Origin of the sequence: Micromonospora sp. NBC_01740 (assembly GCF_035920365.1) — a bacterium.
GTDB classification, from domain to species: Bacteria; Actinomycetota; Actinomycetes; order Mycobacteriales; family Micromonosporaceae; genus Micromonospora; species Micromonospora reichwaldensis.
Window position 1 is genome coordinate 1,497,478 of the sequence record NZ_CP109150.1, and the last position, 15,017, is coordinate 1,512,494.

A 15,017-nucleotide genomic window follows, 5' to 3' on the forward strand; every position below is an offset into this window, starting at 1 on the left:
CAGGCGCCGGTCAGGCCCCTCGCTGCCGCTGCTCCCGCCGTACGCCATCTCGCCTCCCACGCCTGAAGCTCCGGCGGCCTGGCTTCCCGGCTGATCGTCCGTTATGCGCTCCGAGCAGCGGAAGTTCCCCGGATGGGCCGGAGAGAGTCGGGTCTCCCTTGACCTGAAGCCGGGTTGAGGTCCGAGGCTTGTCGCATGCTGATCGAACTGCTCCGCTGCGAGACGGGTCCGTCGGACCCGCGGGCCCGCCTCGGCCACCGACCGTTGTGGCTGCCGGGCGCGGCGGGCCGGAGGTGACCGGAACGGCGACGCACGCCGCCCCGGTCGCCGACGAGGCCGGGCTCTTCGCGCCCCGGCTGCGCGCGATGACGGTGGGCAGCGTCGCGCTGATCTCGCTGCTCGCCTTCGAGGCGCTGGCGGTGGGCACCGCCATGCCGACCGTCGCCCGCAACCTCGACGGGCTGGCCCTCTACGGGATCGCCTTCGGGGGGCCGTTCGCCGCCGGCGTGCTCGCCATGGTCGCCTCCGGCATCTGGTGCGACTCGCGGGGCCCCCGGGCGCCGATGTGGCACGGGCTCGGCTGGTTCGTGCTGGGGCTGGTGCTCGCCGGTGGCGCCACCACCATGGGCGTCCTGGTCGCCGGCCGGATCGTGCAGGGCCTCGGCTCCGGCCTGCTCTCGGTGGCGCTCTACGTGATCGTCGGGCAGGCGTACCCGGAGGCGCTGCACCGGCGGATCTTTGCGGCGTTCGCCGCCGCGTGGGTCGTACCGTCGCTGGTCGGGCCGGCGCTGGCCGGCCTGATCGTGGAACACCTCGGCTGGCGCTGGGTCTTCCTGGCGGTGCCGGTGGTGGCGGTGCCGGCGGTGCTGCTGATCCACCCCGGCCTGCGGGCGATCGGCGTGCCCCCGGTGACCCGGTTGCCGTCCGGCGCGGCGGCCCGGATCGGCTGGGCCTGCGGGGCGGGGGTGAGCGCCGCACTGTTGCACATCGGGGGGCAGCAGCGCGGCGCTGCCGCCGTCGGGCTGGTGGCCCTGGCGCTGATCGGGCTGCTGGTCTGCGCGCCCCGGCTGCTGCCGGCCGGGTTCCTGCGCGCCGGCCGGGGCCTGCCCACGGTGATCGGGCTGCGCGGTCTCGCCTCGGCCGCGTTCGTGGGCGCGGAGGTGGTGATCCCGCTGATGCTCTCGCGGGAGCGCGGGCTGTCGGCGACCGCCGCCGGCCTGGTCCTGACCACGGGCGCGCTCGCCTGGTCGGCGGGTTCCTGGTTGCAGGGGCGGATGCCGCCGCCGCGCTCCCGGGCCACCCTGCCGAGGGCGGGGCTGACCTGCATCGCCGCCGGTACGGCCGTGGTCACGCTCGCTGTCGCGCCGGCGGTGCCGGTCTGGGTCGGCGTGCTGGGCTGGGCCGGCGCGGGTCTCGGCATGGGGCTGCTCTATCCGTCGTTGTCGGTGCTCACGCTGGAGCTGTCCGCCCCCGGCGAGCAGGGCCGCAACAGCTCCTCGCTGCAACTGGGCGACTCGCTCTTCGCGGCGACCGTGCTGGCGCTCACCGGCGCGGTGCTCGCGGCCGGGGCGGCCCCGGGACCGGCCAGCTACGCCGGCACGCTCGCGGTGGCCTCGGGGCTGGCCCTGCTGGGTGTCGTTCTCGCCGGCCGGGTGGTGCCCGGCGCGTCCGGGATCCGCGCCGGCTGACCGCCCGGCGGGTGCCCGACTCCGGCACGGCCGGCGGCGATGTGCCGATCCGGTCCGGTGGCGGCCGTCGGCCCGGGAGGATGGGCGGGCGATGAACTTCCTGACCATCCTGCCGATGGCCGTGGTGCTGACAGCGGCCGACCTGCTGCGGTGAGCCGTCCTGCTGCGGTGAGCCGTCGCACAGCCGGTCACACGCGTGGGCCGGGCGCCGTCACCACCACTGTCGCGTGGCGGGCGCGCGACGGCCGGAGAGGGAGGGAACCATGCGGGTGCTGGTTACCGGGGCGGGCGGTCGGCTGGGGCGGGTGGTGCTGCCCCGGCTGCGTGCCGAGGGTTGGGACGTGCGGGCGACGAGCCGGCGGGCGCGTACCGGCTCGTGGGTGGTCGCCGACCTGGCCACCGGGGAGGGGGTGGTCGAGGCGGTGGCCGGCGTGGACGCCGTACTGCACCTGGCTTCGGCACCGAACCGGGGGCGGCAGACCCACCGGGTCGACGTGCTCGGCACCCGCCGGCTGGTCGTCGCCGCCGGGCAGGCGGGCGTACGGCACCTGGTCTACGTCTCGATCGTCGGGGTGGACCGGGTGCCGATCCCCTACTACCGGCACAAGCTCGCCGCCGAGCAGGTCGTGGCGGCCGGCACGGTGCCGTGGACGGTGCTGCGGGCGACCCAGTTCCCGGAGTTCCTCGACGGGCTGCTGCGCGGGGCGAGCCGCCTCGGCCCGGTGATCGGCGATCCGGCCGTACTCGCCCAGCCGGTGGATCCCGGCGAGGTCGCGGACCGCCTCGTCCGGCGGCTGACCGCCGGCCCGCTGCACGGCATCGAGGAGTACGGCGGCCCGGAGGTGCTCCGCTTCGACGACGCGGCCCGCGCGTGGACGGCCGCCCGGCGGTCCCGCCGTCCGCTGCTCCCGGTCCGGATACCCGGTGGGATCGGCCGTGCCCTGCGCTCGGGCGGCCTGGTCACCGAGGCGACCCCGAAGGGCGTCCGGACCTGGGCCGACCACCTCGCCGACACGTACGGGGGAACGGGCGCAAGATGAACGGCCTGCGCGTTCACGTCCGGCCTACCGTGACGCCATGTTCGCCATGGTCGCCACCGTCATCCTGTACGTCGCCGGTTTCGTCTTCCTCTACGGCGTGATCCGGCTCGCCATCCGCCACGCCCTGGAGGAGATGGAGGTGCGCCGGGTCCAGGCCGAACGGGCGGAGGAACTGGCCTCCGTCCGGGACCGCGCGCTGCTCCGCGAGAACGGCTTCCTCACCGGCAACTGACCGGCCCGTCCCGACCGGCCCGGGGTTTTCCGTTCGACCGGCCCGTCCCGACCGGCCCGTCCCGGCGGTCCGGGAGGGCGGTCCGGGACGGGGCCGGTGCTCCGGGTGGCTAGAAGTCGGCGGCCACTGCCAGGTTGAACTTGTCGACGGCGGCCTTCTTCTCCTCCGGGAGCGACTCGACGTCGATCCGGTCGGTCTCGCCTCTTCCGTCGTGGGTGTCGACACCCTTGAGGAGGTGGTCGACGATGGAGTTCGCCTCGTCGGTCGTGAAGCCTGCGTCGGTCAGGATGTGCAGCGGAAGTTCACTCATGCCGATCGCCGGTACCCGGCATCGCCCGCTCCCACACGCCGTCGGGACCCGTCTCCGGATCGATAGGGGTGACCCCTGTCGACGGCGGTTCCGCCCGCTGGTCAGGTGGTGGAACGCCGGGCCCGGGCGGGTGCGAGGATCGCAGGCGTGATGGGGACGCTGAAGACCGAACCTGCCCGCAGTCGGCTCGACCTGCTCGCTCCGCCGGTCGCCGCCGCCGTCGGGCAGTGGCCCGCCGAGGCGCCGGTGGACGTGGACGACGTGCTGGTGGCGCCGATCGACGCCGAGCTGGCCGACACGGCCGCCTTCTGCGCCGCGTACGAGGTGGGGCTGGACGAGTCGGCCAACTGCGTGGTGGTGGCCGGCAAGCGCGAGGGGGTCGTGCGCTACGCGGCCTGCGTCGTGCTCGCCACCACCCGCGTCGACGTCAACGGGGTGGCCCGCCGCGCGCTCGACGTGCGGAAGGCGAGCTTCGCGCCGATGGCCGAGGCGGTGGAGCTGACCGGCATGGAGTACGGCGGCATCACCCCGATCGGCCTGCCGGAGCAGTGGCCGATCCTGGTCGACGCGCGGGTGATCGCCGCCCCGCACGTGATCATCGGGTCGGGCGTACGGCACAGCAAGATCGCGCTGCCCGGGCCGGCGCTCGGCGCGCTGCCCGGCGCGCGCGTGGTGGAGGGGCTGGCCAGGCCGGCCTGACCGGTGACGGACGTCGATGTCGTTGCACGTGAAACATCACCCATGTCGATGTCCGTCGTCGGGGTCGGCCCCACCGCCGCCGTGGACGGCTCAGTCGGCTTCGGCCTCGCGGCGGTCCACCTCGGCCAGGGCGGCGAGCAGCGTCTCCGGCTCCTGGGCGCCGGTGACCGCGTACCGGCCGGCCAGCACGAAGGTGGGCACGCTGGTCACCCCGATCTGCCGGGCGGTGGCCAGCTCGTCGGAGAGTTCCGCCACCCGCTCGTCGGAGTCGAGGAAGCGGCGCGCCTCGGCCGCGTCCAGGCCCACCTCGGCGGCGAGCGCGGCGAGCGCGTCGCGGGAGCCGACGTCGACGCCGTCGGTGAAGTGGGCGCGGTAGAGCGCGTCGACCGTCTCCGCGGCGCGTCCCCGGTCGGTGGCCCAGGCGACCAGGCGGTGCGCGTCGAAGGTGTTCGCCGCGACCGCGCGGTCGAAGTCGAGCTTCAGGCCGACCTGGGCCCCCACCTCCGTTACCTGACCGAACATCTGCCGGACGCGGTCCGGCCCGCCGAACTTCGCGGCCATCGCGTCGACAAGTGGACGCGGCTCCGGCACCGGCGACGGGTCGAGCTGGAACGGCCGGTAGCGGACGGTCACCTCGCCGTCGTACGACTCCAGGGCCTGCTCCAGCCGACGCTTGCCGATGTAGCACCAGGGGCACACGACGTCGGCGTAGATCTCGATCTCCATGTCGGGTGACAACCCTCCGTCTAGCTGGTCTGTTCCCGGACCTGCCGCTTGAGCCGGGCCAGGATGGCCGTGCCGCCGCGCACCCGTAGCGGGCTGATGGCCTGGGCCAGGCCCATCCGCTGGTAGAGGTCGTCGGGCACGGCGAGCACCTCGTCCGCGCTCGCCCCGGCCAGCCCTTCGGCGAGGATGCCGGCGAACGCGCGCGTGGTGGGCGCCTCCGGCGGGCAGTCGAACAGCGTCTCCACCGTCTTCTCCGGGGTGACCCGGGCGCGCAGGAAGAACGCCGTCTGGCACTCCGGCACCTGCTCCATGCCCTCCCGGTCGGCGGCGTCGGCGGGCAGCGGCGGGATGACGTCGGCGTACTCCAGCAACATCTCCAGCACCACGTCGCGGGGCGCGGCGGCGAACTCGTCGACGATCTCGGAAAGCCTGGCCGGCATGGATGACATGCCCCCGAGGCTACCGCCGCCGGCAGGGGACCCCTCCTGCGCCACGGGCGTCAGGAAGGGCCCTTCCGCCCACCTCAGACGGTCGGTGCCTGCTCGCTGATGTCGCTCAGCGCCGAGTGGGGATCGAGCTGCATCGCGAGGTCACCGAGGGAGACGATGCCGACCAGCTTGCGCTCGCTGTCGCAGACCAGCACCCGCCGGATGCCCCGCTCCCGCATCAGGGCCGCCGCCTCGGCCGCGGTCGAGTGCTGCTCGATCATCACCACCTCGCGGGTGATGATCGAGCCGATCGTGGTGGTGGCCGGGTCGCTGCGCTCGGCCACCGCCCGTACGACGATGTCGCGGTCGGTGAGCATGCCGGCGAGGGTGGCGCCGTCGGTGACCACCACGTCGCCGATGTCCGCCTCCTTCATCACCCTGGCCGCCTCGTCCAGGGTGGTCTCGGCCGGCAGGTAGATGACCTGCTTCGTCATCACGTCGCTGACCCGGTAACCGGTCATGAGAGCCTCCAGAACGCATTCAGTCGATCGGACTGCGGTACCCCGTGACACGTTCGCTACACCACGTTTCCGCGCTCCCGGTGTACCTGGTCGACCAGCCGGTCCGCCACCCCGTCGACCGGCAGTTCGACGCGCTCGCCGGACGCCCGGTCGCGTAGCTCGACGTACCCCTCGGCGAGACGGCGGCCGACCACGACGGCGCGCGGGATGCCGATCAGCTCGGCGTCGGTGAACTTCACCCCGGCGGAGACGTGCGTCCGGTCGTCGACGAGCACCCGCAGGCCGGCGGCGGCGAGCCGCCCGCCGAGCTCCAGCGCCGCGTCCAGCTGCGGCCCCTTCCCGGCAGCCACCAGGTGTACGTCGCACGGCGCGACCGCCGTCGGCCAGACGAGTCCCCGCTCGTCGTGGTGCTGTTCGGCGATCGCCGCGACCGCGCGGGACACCCCGATCCCGTAGCAGCCCATGGTCGGCCGGACGGGCTTGCCGGCGGGACCGAGCACGTCGACGGCGAAGGCGTCGGTGTAGCGGCGACCGAGCTGGAAGATGTGCCCGATCTCGATGCCCCGCCGCATGGTCAGCTCGCCGGTGCCGCACGCCGGGCAGGGGTCGCCGGGGCGCACCTCGGCGGCCTCGACCGTGCCGTCCGGCTCGAAGTCCCGGCCGCAGACCACGCCCGTCGCGTGCCGGCCCGGCTCGTTCGCGCCGGTCAGCCACGCGCTGCCCGGCACGACCCGGGGATCGGCCAGGTAGCGGATGCCCAGCTTCGCCATCACCTGCGGGCCGATGTAGCCACGGACCAGCTCGGGTCGGGCGTCCCAGCCGTCGAAGACGTCCACGGTGGCCGGGGCGACCGCCGCGCCGAGCCGCTTCAGGTCGACCTCGCGGTCGCCGGGCAGCCCGACCACCAGCAGCTCGGCCTCCTGCACGCCGGGACGGCGCAGGGCGAGCACCACGTTCTTCAGGGTGTCGGCGGCGGTCCAGTCGTCCCGACCGCCCAGACGGCGGGCGTTGGCCAGCTCGACCAGGCTGGCGATGGTCGGGGTCTCGGGGGTGTCGTGCACCTCGGCCGGCGGCTGGGCGTCCGGGTCGCCGGCCGGCGGGGCGGGCGTGGTCACCGCCTCCGTGTTGGCGGCGTAGTCGCAGGCGGTGCAGCCGACGAAGGTGTCCTCGCCGACGGGCGTCGCCGCCAGGAACTCCTCCGACGCCGAACCGCCCATCGCCCCGGAGGTGGCGCGCACGATCGTGTGTTCCAGCCCGAGCCGGTCGAAGATCCGTCGGTACGCGCCGCGGTGCCGCTCGTACGCCGCCGCGAGGCCCGCCTCGTCGAGGTCGAACGAGTAGGCGTCCTTCATCAGGAACTCGCGCCCGCGCAGCAGCCCGGCGCGCGGCCGGGCCTCGTCCCGGAACTTCGTCTGGATCTGGAAGAGCGTCACCGGGAAGTCCCGGTACGAGGTGAACAGGTCCTTGACCAGCAGCGCGGCCAGTTCCTCGTGGGTGGGCGCCAGCAGGTGCTCCGCGCCGCGCCGGTCGGCGAGGGTGAAGATGTCGTCGCCGTACTCCGTCCACCGGCCACTGGTCCGGTAGGGCTCGGCCGGCAGCAGCGCCGGGAAGTGCACCTCCTGGTCGCCGATCGCCGTCATCTCCTGCCGGACCACATCGGTGACCCGGTCCAGCACCAGCTTGCCCAGCGGCAGCCAGGTGTAGCCGCCCGGTGCGGCGCGACGGATGTAGCCGGCGCGCAGCAGGAGCCGGTGGCTCGGCACCTCCGCGTCCGCCGGGTCCTCGCGCAGGGTCCGGAGCAGCAGGGTCGACATGCGTAGCAGCATTGGCGCAGCGTACGGGGGCCGGTGGCGGGACGACGATCCATTTCGGGTACGGCGTCAGCCCGGTTCCTGCTCGCCGTCCGCCGGCGCGGCGGGCAGCGGTCGTCGGCGACCTGACCCGGTCGACGCGGCCCGCGCACCCCTCCCCGACTGTTCCAGCGGGACGGACAGGGCACCGGCGGCCGGGCGGAACGCCGCGTTCCGCCCGGCCGGCTCAGCGGGCGCCGTGACCGGCGAGCGTGACCTGATCCAGCAGGCCGGCGAGCCGTTTGGCCACCGGCGGGGCGTGCAGGTGCAGCCGGGCCACGTTGATGCTGTCCTCGCCGACGACAGCGAGCAGCGCCTGCGAGCTGACCGCGTAGACGCTCAGGTAGCCGCCGGCGTTGCGGACGGTGGACTGCTGGAAGTCGCCCTGTCCCAGCCGCAGCCCGACCTGCCGGCCCAGCCCGTACGTGGTGGCGGCGAGCGCCGCCAGGTCGTTCGGGTCGACGTCGGTCTGCAGGTTGTGGGTGATGAGCAGGCCGTCCACGCCGCCGAGGACGCAGCCGTGCACCCCGGGGATCTGGAGGCGCAGCTCCGACAGCTCGTGCCCGATCGCCGGGTACGGCAGCGACGTGTTCCCGGCGAGCGACGGGGGCAACGACCGGGGTGGCGGAAGGGTGCCCGTGCGTGCGGTGCGGCGGGGAAGTGGGGTCTCGGTGTCGTCGATCCCGCTCACAGCTCCAGGCTCTCCTCGATGCTGCGCAGCTGGTGACGCGCCATCGCCAGGTTGGCGCGGCTCTTGCTCACCATCAGGTAGAGGAAGAGTCCCTTGCCGGTGCGGCTGGTCACCGGGCGGATCAGGTGGTACTGGGTGCCGAGCGTGATGAGGATGTCCTCGATCTCGTCGTTCAGGTTGAGCATCTCGATGGTGCGCAGCTTGGCGCGGACGACATCGGTGTTGCCGGCGGCGGCGACGGTCAGGTCGATCTCCCCGGTTCCGCCCGCCACGCCGAGGGTCATCCCACTGTTGTAGTCGACGAGTGCGGCGCCGATCGCGCCGTCGATGCTCATCGCGGTCTTCAGTGCCAGGTCGAGGTTCGACACGCTGCATTCTCCCAGGACGTGCGGGCGGCGTCGCCGTCTGCAGTGCAGAGGGTGACACGGCGGTGACAAGTGTTACAACCTCGTTAAAAGGGCTTGGACGAGGCTCGCACACCGGAGGCCGCAGCGCACCTGCTGGCAACGCCATCCACCTGACCGGACCGTGCCGGTCGGCCGGCAGTCCCCGCAAATAGGACGCTCCGACGGATGGCCGACAGCGCCATCGAACTTTTCAGCTCGGGCGGGGCACGGCCGGTGCATCCTGCCACGATCCCGCCGTCCACGATGACCTCCGCCACGTTTGTTCCTCGGTCCCCCCGCCACCGGCCCTCCTGGTGAAGACTGTCCCGCGTCGGGAAGGACCCTCGCCCCACCGGAAGCGATGACGAGGCGCCCTTCCCTGCCGCATGTCGGAGGGATGATCAGGTGCGCTGGCGCAGTTACGTGGCGGTCGGGGACAGCTTCACCGAGGGCATGGACGACGCGTACCCGGACGGCAGCTACCGGGGCTGGGCGGACCTGGTGGCCACCCGGCTGGCCGCCGGGGCCGGCCCCGACTTCCGGTACGCGAACCTGGCCATCCGGGGCCGGCTCTTTCCCGGCGTGGTGGCCGAGCAGGTGCCCGCCGCGCTCGCCATGAAGCCCGACCTGATCAGCTTCGCGGCCGGCGGCAACGACGTGCTCCGCCGCACCTTCGACCCGGACGCCCTGGTCACCCGCTTCGACGACGTGGTGCGCAGGCTGCGCTCCGGCGGCGCCGACGTGGTCCTCTTCCGGTTCGCCGACGTGATGGCCCGGCTGCCCGGCCAGCGCCTCGTCGCGCCCCGGGTGCAACTGCTCAACCGGGCCGTCGGCGAGACCGCCGAGCGGCACGGCGCCATCCTGGTCGACCTGTACGCCGACGACGCGTACCTCAACCCGATGCTCTGGAGCACCGACCGGCTGCACCTGTCGGAAGCCGGGCACCGGCGGGTCGCCGCGCAGGTGCTCAACGCGCTCGGCGTCGGCTGCGACGAGGAGTGGCTGATGGTGCCGCCCCACCCGGCGCCGACGCCCTGGCTGGCCGCCCGCGCCGCCGACCTGCGCTGGGCCGGGCGGCACCTGGCGCCGTGGATCAAGCGCCGGCTCACCGGCCGCTCCTCCGGCGACACGGTCACCGCCAAGCGCCCGTCGCTCGGCCCGATCACCGACTGAGTCGTGCTCACCCTGCACACCGCGCCGCTGCTGCGGACCGCGCCCGACGCCCCGCCCACCCCGGGGGCCGCCGTCGCGGTCCGGGCCGACCGGATCGTCGCGGTCGGACCGCTGGCCGAGCTGACCGGGGCGTACGCCGGAGCCCGGATCCGCCGCTGGCCCGGCACGCTCGGGCCGGGGCTGGTGCACGACGGGCCGCTGCCGGCAGCCGACACTCCCCGCGAGCGGGTGCACGCGCTGCTGCGCCTCGGGGTGACCGCCGTGCTGGCCGGCCACCTGACCGATCCGGCGCTGCGGGCCGCCGTGGAGCGCAGCGACCTGCTGGTGCTGCCCGCCACCGCACCGCCGACGCTGGCTCCCGGTGGGCGCGCGGACCTGGCGGTCCTCGACGCCGACGGCGCCTGCCTGGTGACCGTGGTCGCCGGCCGGATCGCCCACCGCCGCGCCTGACCGTCCGGCGACGCCGTTCCCGATGGTCGGTCACTGGCCCGGGATGCGGCGTACCTTGGGGATCATGTCTGTGCCGAGCGATCCCGATCCCCGACTCCAGTCGTACGCGGACCCGCAGCGGTTGGTCACCACCGAATGGTTGGCCGAGCACCTGGGCGACGAAGGGCTCGTCGTCGTTGAGTGCGACGAGGACGTGCTGCTCTACGACACCGGCCACATCCCGGGTGCCGTGAAGGTGGACTGGCACACCGAGCTGAACGACCAGGTGACCCGGGACTACCTGGACGCCGAGCGCTTCGCCGAGTTGTGCGCCGCGAAGGGCATCGGCCGGGGCGACACGGTCGTCTTCTACGGCGACAACTTCAACTGGTGGGCCGCGTACGCCCTGTGGGTGTTCACGCTCTTCGGCCACCCGGACGTGCGGCTGCTCGACGGCGGCCGGCAGAAGTGGGTCGCCGAGGGCCGCGAGACGACCCGGGACAAGCCGGCCCGGCCCCGCGCCGACTATCCGGTGCCGCAGCGCAACGACGCGCCCGTGCGGGCGTACCGCGAGCAGGTGATGGCGCACGTGGCGGCGGGCCGTCCGCTGGTCGACGTCCGGTCGCCGGGCGAGTACACCGGCGAGATGCTGCACATGCCGGACTACCCGCAGGAGGGCGCGCTGCGCGGCGGGCACATCCCGGGCGCGGTCAGCAAGCCGTGGAAGTCCGCCGCCAACGACGACGGCACGTTCAGGTCGGCGGACGAGCTGCGCGCGATCTACGCCGACCAGCTCGGGCTGAGCCCGGACGACGACATCGTGGCCTACTGCCGCATCGGCGAGCGGTCGAGCCACACCTGGTTCGTGCTGCGGCACCTGCTGGGCTACCCGCAGGTGCGCAACTACGACGGCTCGTGGACCGAGTGGGGCAACCTGGTCCGGGCCCCCGTCGTGAAGGGCGACCAGCCCGGCGGCCTGGCGGGCTGACGCGTTGGCCGGTCCCCGCGCGCCCGCCACGGTCGCACGGGGATCGGCCCTGCCGTGGTACGGGACAGGTCAGCCGGCGGAGAGCGACACCGCCCCGAACAGGTTCCGCGTCACGCCCGTGATCTCGCGGGTCTCCGGCCGCCAGCGCAGCAGTCCGCCCGGGTTGTGGCGCAGCAGCACCGCGCCGTCGGAGTCCCAGCCGAGCACCTCGCAGCAGCCCTTCCAGCGGTCCCGGCCAAGGTCGAGCAGATGGGTCACGATGCCGGTGTCGGCGTTCAGCAGCGCGACGCCCTCCAGCCCGCCCATCGTGCCGGTGGTGATCCAGCCGGCGCGAGTCACCCGGTTTCCGCGCTGCCAGCCCCGCCCGTAGAACTCGTCGACCCGGTGACCGGGCGGTAGCGCGCGGAAGTCGACCCGGCGGATGCTCCGGTACGTCTCGTCGTGGCTCCACCGGATCTCCGTCAGGTTCGGCGGCGTGCCGCCCAGTTCGAGCGGGACGTTGGGCGGGGCCGCCGGGTCGGGCGTGACCGCGTCCCAGGGAGACACGGGCAGCTTCCGGGCGGCGCCCGTGCCACGGTCCAGCTCGTACGTGGTGTCGTCGTCGCCGACGAGCAGCCGGTCGCCGGACCAGAGGACGTGCTCCAGGTAACCCTTGAGCGGGTGGCGGCGTACGGCGGCGGTGGTCAGGTCGACCACGATCACCTCGTCGGTCTGGGCGAAGGCGGCCGTCCGTCCGTCCGGGGAGAGGCTTCCGCTCTTCAGCGGCACCGCCTCGTTGCCCTCGGAGTCGCGGGTCGGGGCGGGGGTGACCACGTCGAGGTCGCGTACGACGCCGTCGTCGCCGAGCACCCGGATCCGGCCGGCGACGCCGGTCCCGGGGTCGATCGGCTGGTGCAGCGCCAGCGCCTTGCGTACCGGGCGGGCCGAGAGCGTCGCGCCGACCGGGTCGCCGAGGCGACCCAGCGGGTGCCCGGGATAGGCCAGGTCGGCCGGGGGCGTCTGCACGGGTACGGGGTGCGGGGTCGGGTTCCGGCCCGGTGTCGCGGTGGTGGCCGGTGGTGGCGGCGCGGCGGGGCGCAGGGCCAGTGCCGTACCGCCGGTGAGCAGGGCGACCGCGAGCACGGTGGCGCTGGCGGCACGGCGGGTACGACGTACCCGGCGGGCCCGTTCCCAGCCGGTCGTGGCGGGGTGCGCCGGCCGGACGTCCTCGGCGGCGACGGTGAGCAGCCGGTGCAGTTCCTCTTCCCTCACGGGTTCACCTCCATTCCGGTGACCAGGCCGCCGCCGGGCCGCCCCTCGTCGCGTCCCAGCTCCGGCGCGATCTCCCGGAGCCGGCGCAGCGCCGCGTGGCACTGGCTCTTGACGGTGCCGACGGTGACGCCGAGCGCCTCGGCGGTGGCGGCCTCGGTGAGATCCTCGAAGTAGCGCAGCACCAGCACGGCCCGCTGCCGGGGCGGCAGGTGACCGAGCGCGTCGCGCAGCGCGAGCCGCAGCGCCCCGTCGCCCTCGGTCGTGGCCCGCTCCGGCGGGTACTCGCTCAGCCACTCCCGGCGGCGTCGGCGCCACCAGGAGACGGCGTCGCGGTAGAGGATGGTCCGCACGTACGCGGCCGGGTCGCCGTGCCGCACCGAGGGCCAGCGCAGGGCGAGCTTGAGCAGGGCGTCCTGGAGCAGGTCCTCGGCCTGGTGCCGGTTGCCGCAGACCAGGTAGGCCGCGCGCAGCAGCCGGTGCTGGTGGCACTCGACGAAGGTGACGTAGCCGTCCCGCCCGTCGTCGGTCGTCGGCGGTCCCATCCGCCCTCCCCTCCGGCCGGCCGTCGCGTGTCACAAGACAGACGCACCGGGGCCGGAGAAGGTTGGGTGGCCGTTTGCCGGAATCCGGACGGCGGCGGCGCGACTGACGCGGTACCGACGGTCACGCCCCGGATCCCGCGCTGATGGGCGGCGCCCGGTCAGGCGTCGGGCGCGCCGCACAGGTAGCGCTGGACGGTCGGCGCGACCCAGGCGACCAGCTCGGCCGGGTCGGCGTCGACCACCGGGGGCAGCCGGAGCACGTACCGGGTCAGCGCCAGGCCGAGCATCTGGCTGGCGACCAGCCCCGCCCGCCGGGGGGCCTGCGCCGGTTCCGGGACGACCCGGGCCACCGCCGTGGTGAGCTGGTCGGCGAAGATGCCCCGCATCCGCTCGGCGGCGGCGTGGTTGGTGGCGGCCGTACGCAGCAGCGCGGCCATCGTCCCGTCGGTCTCCCACCGGTCGACGAAGTGCCGGACCAGCAGCTCGCCGAGCCGCTCGGGTGGCGTGTCGGCCAGCTCGGGCAGCCGCAGGTCGAACTCGGCCGCCGCCGCGAAGAGCCCCTCCTTGCTGCCGTAGTAGCGCATCACCATCGACGGGTCGATCCGCGCGTCCGCCGCGATGGCCCGGATGGTCGCCCGGTCGTAGCCGTCGGCGGCGAAGCGTTCGCGGGCGGCGCGGAGGATCGCCGCCCGGGTGGCGTCGGAGCGGCGGGTACGGGTCGGCGCGGCGTCGGTCATGCCCACGACCGTATGCCAACGCCTGTTGACACTCCAGTGCCGGGAGAACTACCGTTGCCAACAAGCGTTTGCCAACAGACGTTGGCATTAACTGACGGAGGTCGGCGATGCTGCCCACGAGCACGGACGTCCTGGTGGTGGGTGCCGGCCCGACCGGGCTGACCGCCGCGCTGACCCTCGCCCGGCGCGGGGTCGGCGTGACCGTGGTCGACCGGCTGGACCGGCCGGCGCGGACCTCCCGGGCGGCGGTGGTGCACGCGTACACCCTGGAGACGCTGGACCGGATCGGCGCCGGCGCCCCGCTGGTGGCGCGCGGCCTGCGGTCGCCGGGCTTCACGGTCCGCGACCGCGACCGGGCGCTGCTCACCGTGCCGTTCGACACGCTGCCCTCCCGGCACGCCTACGCGTTGATGGTGTCCCAGTCGGTCACGGAGGAGGTGCTCGCCGGGCAGCTCGCCGCGCTCGGCGTCCCGGTGCTGCGCCCGTACGAGATGACCGGGCTGGCCCCCGACGCGGCCGGCGTGGTCGTCAACTTCGCGGGCGGCGCGACGGTCCGGGCCCGCTACCTGGTCGGCGCCGACGGGATGCACAGCACGGTTCGGGAGCGGGCCGGGATCGGCTTCGCCGGCCCGGCCGGCGGCGAGGAGTCGTTCGTCCTCGCCGACGTCCGACTGGAGAGCGCGCTGCCCCGCGACCGGGTGTCCCTCTTCCTGGCCCGCTCCGGCCCGCTGGTCTGGGCGCCGCTGCCCGACGGGGTGGTCCGGCTGGTCGCGGCCGTGGCGGAGGCTCCGGCCGCGCCCGACCAGGCCCACCTCCAGGCGCTGCTCGACGAGCGCGGGCCGGCCCGCCGCCCCGACCGGGTGACGGAGGTGCTCTGGGGCTCCCGGTTCCGGATCCACCACCGGATCGCCGACACCTTCCGCAAGGGGCCGGTGCTGCTCGCCGGCGACGCCGGGCACGTGCACAGCCCCGCGGGCGGGCAGGGGATGAACCTCGGCATCGTGGACGCGGTCGACCTCGGTGACACGCTCGCCGACGTGCTGGCCGGCGCGCCCGACGGGCTGCTCGCCGCGTACGCGGCCCGGCGCCGCCCGATGGCCGGGGAGGTGGTGTCCCTCGCCGCCCGGCTGACCCGGCTCGCCACCCTGCCACCGGCCGCCCGGCCGGCCCGGAACCTGCTGTTCCGCCTGCTCGGCGCCGTGCCGCCGGCCCGGCACCGGATCGCGATGCGCCTCTCCGGCCTGCACCACCGCGACGGGACGCGCGGCTGACCTGCCCGGCGGATCGCGCGGCCAGGCCGCCCGGTGGATCAGGCGCGACGGGGCG

Annotated in this window: 18 protein-coding genes; 8 read left to right on the forward strand and 10 right to left on the reverse strand. The window is 74.4% G+C overall.

Annotated elements, in window-relative coordinates:
* Positions 1–293 precede the first annotated feature (293 nt).
* The 3 genes from OG989_RS07170 (at position 294) to OG989_RS07180 (ending at position 2,960) form a co-directional block, all read left to right on the forward strand.
* The gene (locus OG989_RS07170) at positions 294–1,688 is read left to right on the forward strand and encodes an MFS transporter (RefSeq protein ID WP_327030050.1); all 1,395 of its coding nucleotides are present in this window, start codon (positions 294–296) and stop codon (positions 1,686–1,688) included.
* A gap of 263 nt (positions 1,689–1,951) precedes the next feature.
* The gene (locus OG989_RS07175; RefSeq protein ID WP_327030051.1) at positions 1,952–2,728 is read left to right on the forward strand and encodes an SDR family oxidoreductase; all 777 of its coding nucleotides are present in this window, start codon (positions 1,952–1,954) and stop codon (positions 2,726–2,728) included.
* Positions 2,729–2,765: 37 nt separating this feature from the next.
* Positions 2,766–2,960 carry a hypothetical protein gene (locus tag OG989_RS07180; protein ID WP_132235413.1) on the forward strand — a complete coding sequence of 65 codons (195 nt, stop codon included), beginning with the start codon at positions 2,766–2,768 and terminating at the stop codon, positions 2,958–2,960.
* Positions 2,961–3,069: 109 nt separating this feature from the next.
* Here the strand turns inward: OG989_RS07180 and OG989_RS07185 are convergent, their stop codons facing one another.
* Positions 3,070–3,270: a hypothetical protein gene (locus tag OG989_RS07185; protein WP_151452774.1), complete on the reverse strand. Its 201-nt coding sequence runs from the start codon at positions 3,268–3,270 to the stop codon at positions 3,070–3,072.
* 150 nt (positions 3,271–3,420) lie between these two features.
* Between OG989_RS07185 and OG989_RS07190 the strand changes: the two genes are divergently transcribed.
* On the forward strand, positions 3,421–3,969 hold the full coding sequence (locus tag OG989_RS07190; protein ID WP_151452791.1) for a YbaK/EbsC family protein: 549 nt from the start codon (positions 3,421–3,423) through the stop codon (positions 3,967–3,969).
* A gap of 90 nt (positions 3,970–4,059) precedes the next feature.
* Here OG989_RS07190 and OG989_RS07195 read toward each other — a convergent pair whose 3' ends face one another.
* The 6 genes from OG989_RS07195 to OG989_RS07220 form a co-directional block, all read right to left on the reverse strand.
* Entirely contained in the window at positions 4,060–4,695 is a 636-nt protein-coding gene (locus OG989_RS07195) for a DsbA family oxidoreductase (protein WP_151452775.1), read from the reverse strand.
* Between the two features lie 20 nt (positions 4,696–4,715).
* On the reverse strand, positions 4,716–5,144 hold the full coding sequence (locus OG989_RS07200; RefSeq protein ID WP_327030052.1) for a SufE family protein: 429 nt from the start codon (positions 5,142–5,144) through the stop codon (positions 4,716–4,718).
* Positions 5,145–5,218: 74 nt separating this feature from the next.
* On the reverse strand, positions 5,219–5,644 hold the full coding sequence (locus OG989_RS07205; RefSeq protein ID WP_132235410.1) for a CBS domain-containing protein: 426 nt from the start codon (positions 5,642–5,644) through the stop codon (positions 5,219–5,221).
* Positions 5,645–5,700: 56 nt separating this feature from the next.
* Positions 5,701–7,470, reverse strand: coding sequence for a proline--tRNA ligase (locus tag OG989_RS07210; protein ID WP_151452777.1), 1,770 nt, complete (start codon positions 7,468–7,470; stop codon positions 5,701–5,703).
* 211 nt (positions 7,471–7,681) lie between these two features.
* Positions 7,682–8,185, reverse strand: coding sequence for a roadblock/LC7 domain-containing protein (locus OG989_RS07215; RefSeq protein ID WP_151452778.1), 504 nt, complete (start codon positions 8,183–8,185; stop codon positions 7,682–7,684).
* Positions 8,182–8,553, reverse strand: a complete 372-nt coding sequence (locus OG989_RS07220; protein ID WP_151452779.1) for a hypothetical protein — start codon at positions 8,551–8,553, stop codon at positions 8,182–8,184. The genes OG989_RS07215 and OG989_RS07220 overlap by 4 nt, the downstream gene beginning before the upstream one ends.
* Positions 8,554–8,976: 423 nt before the next feature.
* On the opposite strand from OG989_RS07220, the gene OG989_RS07225 reads away from it, so the two are divergent.
* The 3 genes from OG989_RS07225 to OG989_RS07235 all read left to right on the forward strand — a co-directional run bounded on the left by OG989_RS07225 (position 8,977) and on the right by OG989_RS07235 (position 11,161).
* Positions 8,977–9,744: an SGNH/GDSL hydrolase family protein gene (locus OG989_RS07225; RefSeq protein ID WP_151452780.1), complete on the forward strand. Its 768-nt coding sequence runs from the start codon at positions 8,977–8,979 to the stop codon at positions 9,742–9,744.
* Positions 9,745–9,747: 3 nt separating this feature from the next.
* Positions 9,748–10,194 carry an imidazolonepropionase-like domain-containing protein gene (locus OG989_RS07230; protein WP_327030053.1) on the forward strand — a complete coding sequence of 149 codons (447 nt, stop codon included), beginning with the start codon at positions 9,748–9,750 and terminating at the stop codon, positions 10,192–10,194.
* Positions 10,195–10,258: 64 nt separating this feature from the next.
* On the forward strand, positions 10,259–11,161 hold the full coding sequence (locus OG989_RS07235; protein WP_327030054.1) for a sulfurtransferase: 903 nt from the start codon (positions 10,259–10,261) through the stop codon (positions 11,159–11,161).
* A gap of 69 nt (positions 11,162–11,230) precedes the next feature.
* On the opposite strand, the gene OG989_RS07240 is transcribed toward OG989_RS07235, so the two are convergent.
* The 3 genes from OG989_RS07240 to OG989_RS07250 all read right to left on the reverse strand — a co-directional run bounded on the left by OG989_RS07240 (position 11,231) and on the right by OG989_RS07250 (position 13,691).
* Positions 11,231–12,412 (reverse strand): hypothetical protein, encoded by a 1,182-nt coding sequence (locus OG989_RS07240; RefSeq protein WP_327030055.1) that lies wholly within the window; start codon positions 12,410–12,412, stop codon positions 11,231–11,233.
* The gene (locus tag OG989_RS07245) at positions 12,409–12,954 is read right to left on the reverse strand and encodes a SigE family RNA polymerase sigma factor (protein WP_151452784.1); all 546 of its coding nucleotides are present in this window, start codon (positions 12,952–12,954) and stop codon (positions 12,409–12,411) included. The genes OG989_RS07240 and OG989_RS07245 overlap by 4 nt, the downstream gene beginning before the upstream one ends.
* Before the next feature lie 158 nt (positions 12,955–13,112).
* Complete coding sequence (locus tag OG989_RS07250) at positions 13,113–13,691, reverse strand: TetR/AcrR family transcriptional regulator (RefSeq protein ID WP_327030056.1); 579 nt, start codon at positions 13,689–13,691, stop codon at positions 13,113–13,115.
* A gap of 107 nt (positions 13,692–13,798) precedes the next feature.
* On the opposite strand from OG989_RS07250, the gene OG989_RS07255 reads away from it, so the two are divergent.
* Positions 13,799–14,962: an FAD-dependent oxidoreductase gene (locus OG989_RS07255; RefSeq protein ID WP_327030057.1), complete on the forward strand. Its 1,164-nt coding sequence runs from the start codon at positions 13,799–13,801 to the stop codon at positions 14,960–14,962.
* The last annotated feature ends 55 nt before the right edge of the window (positions 14,963–15,017 follow it).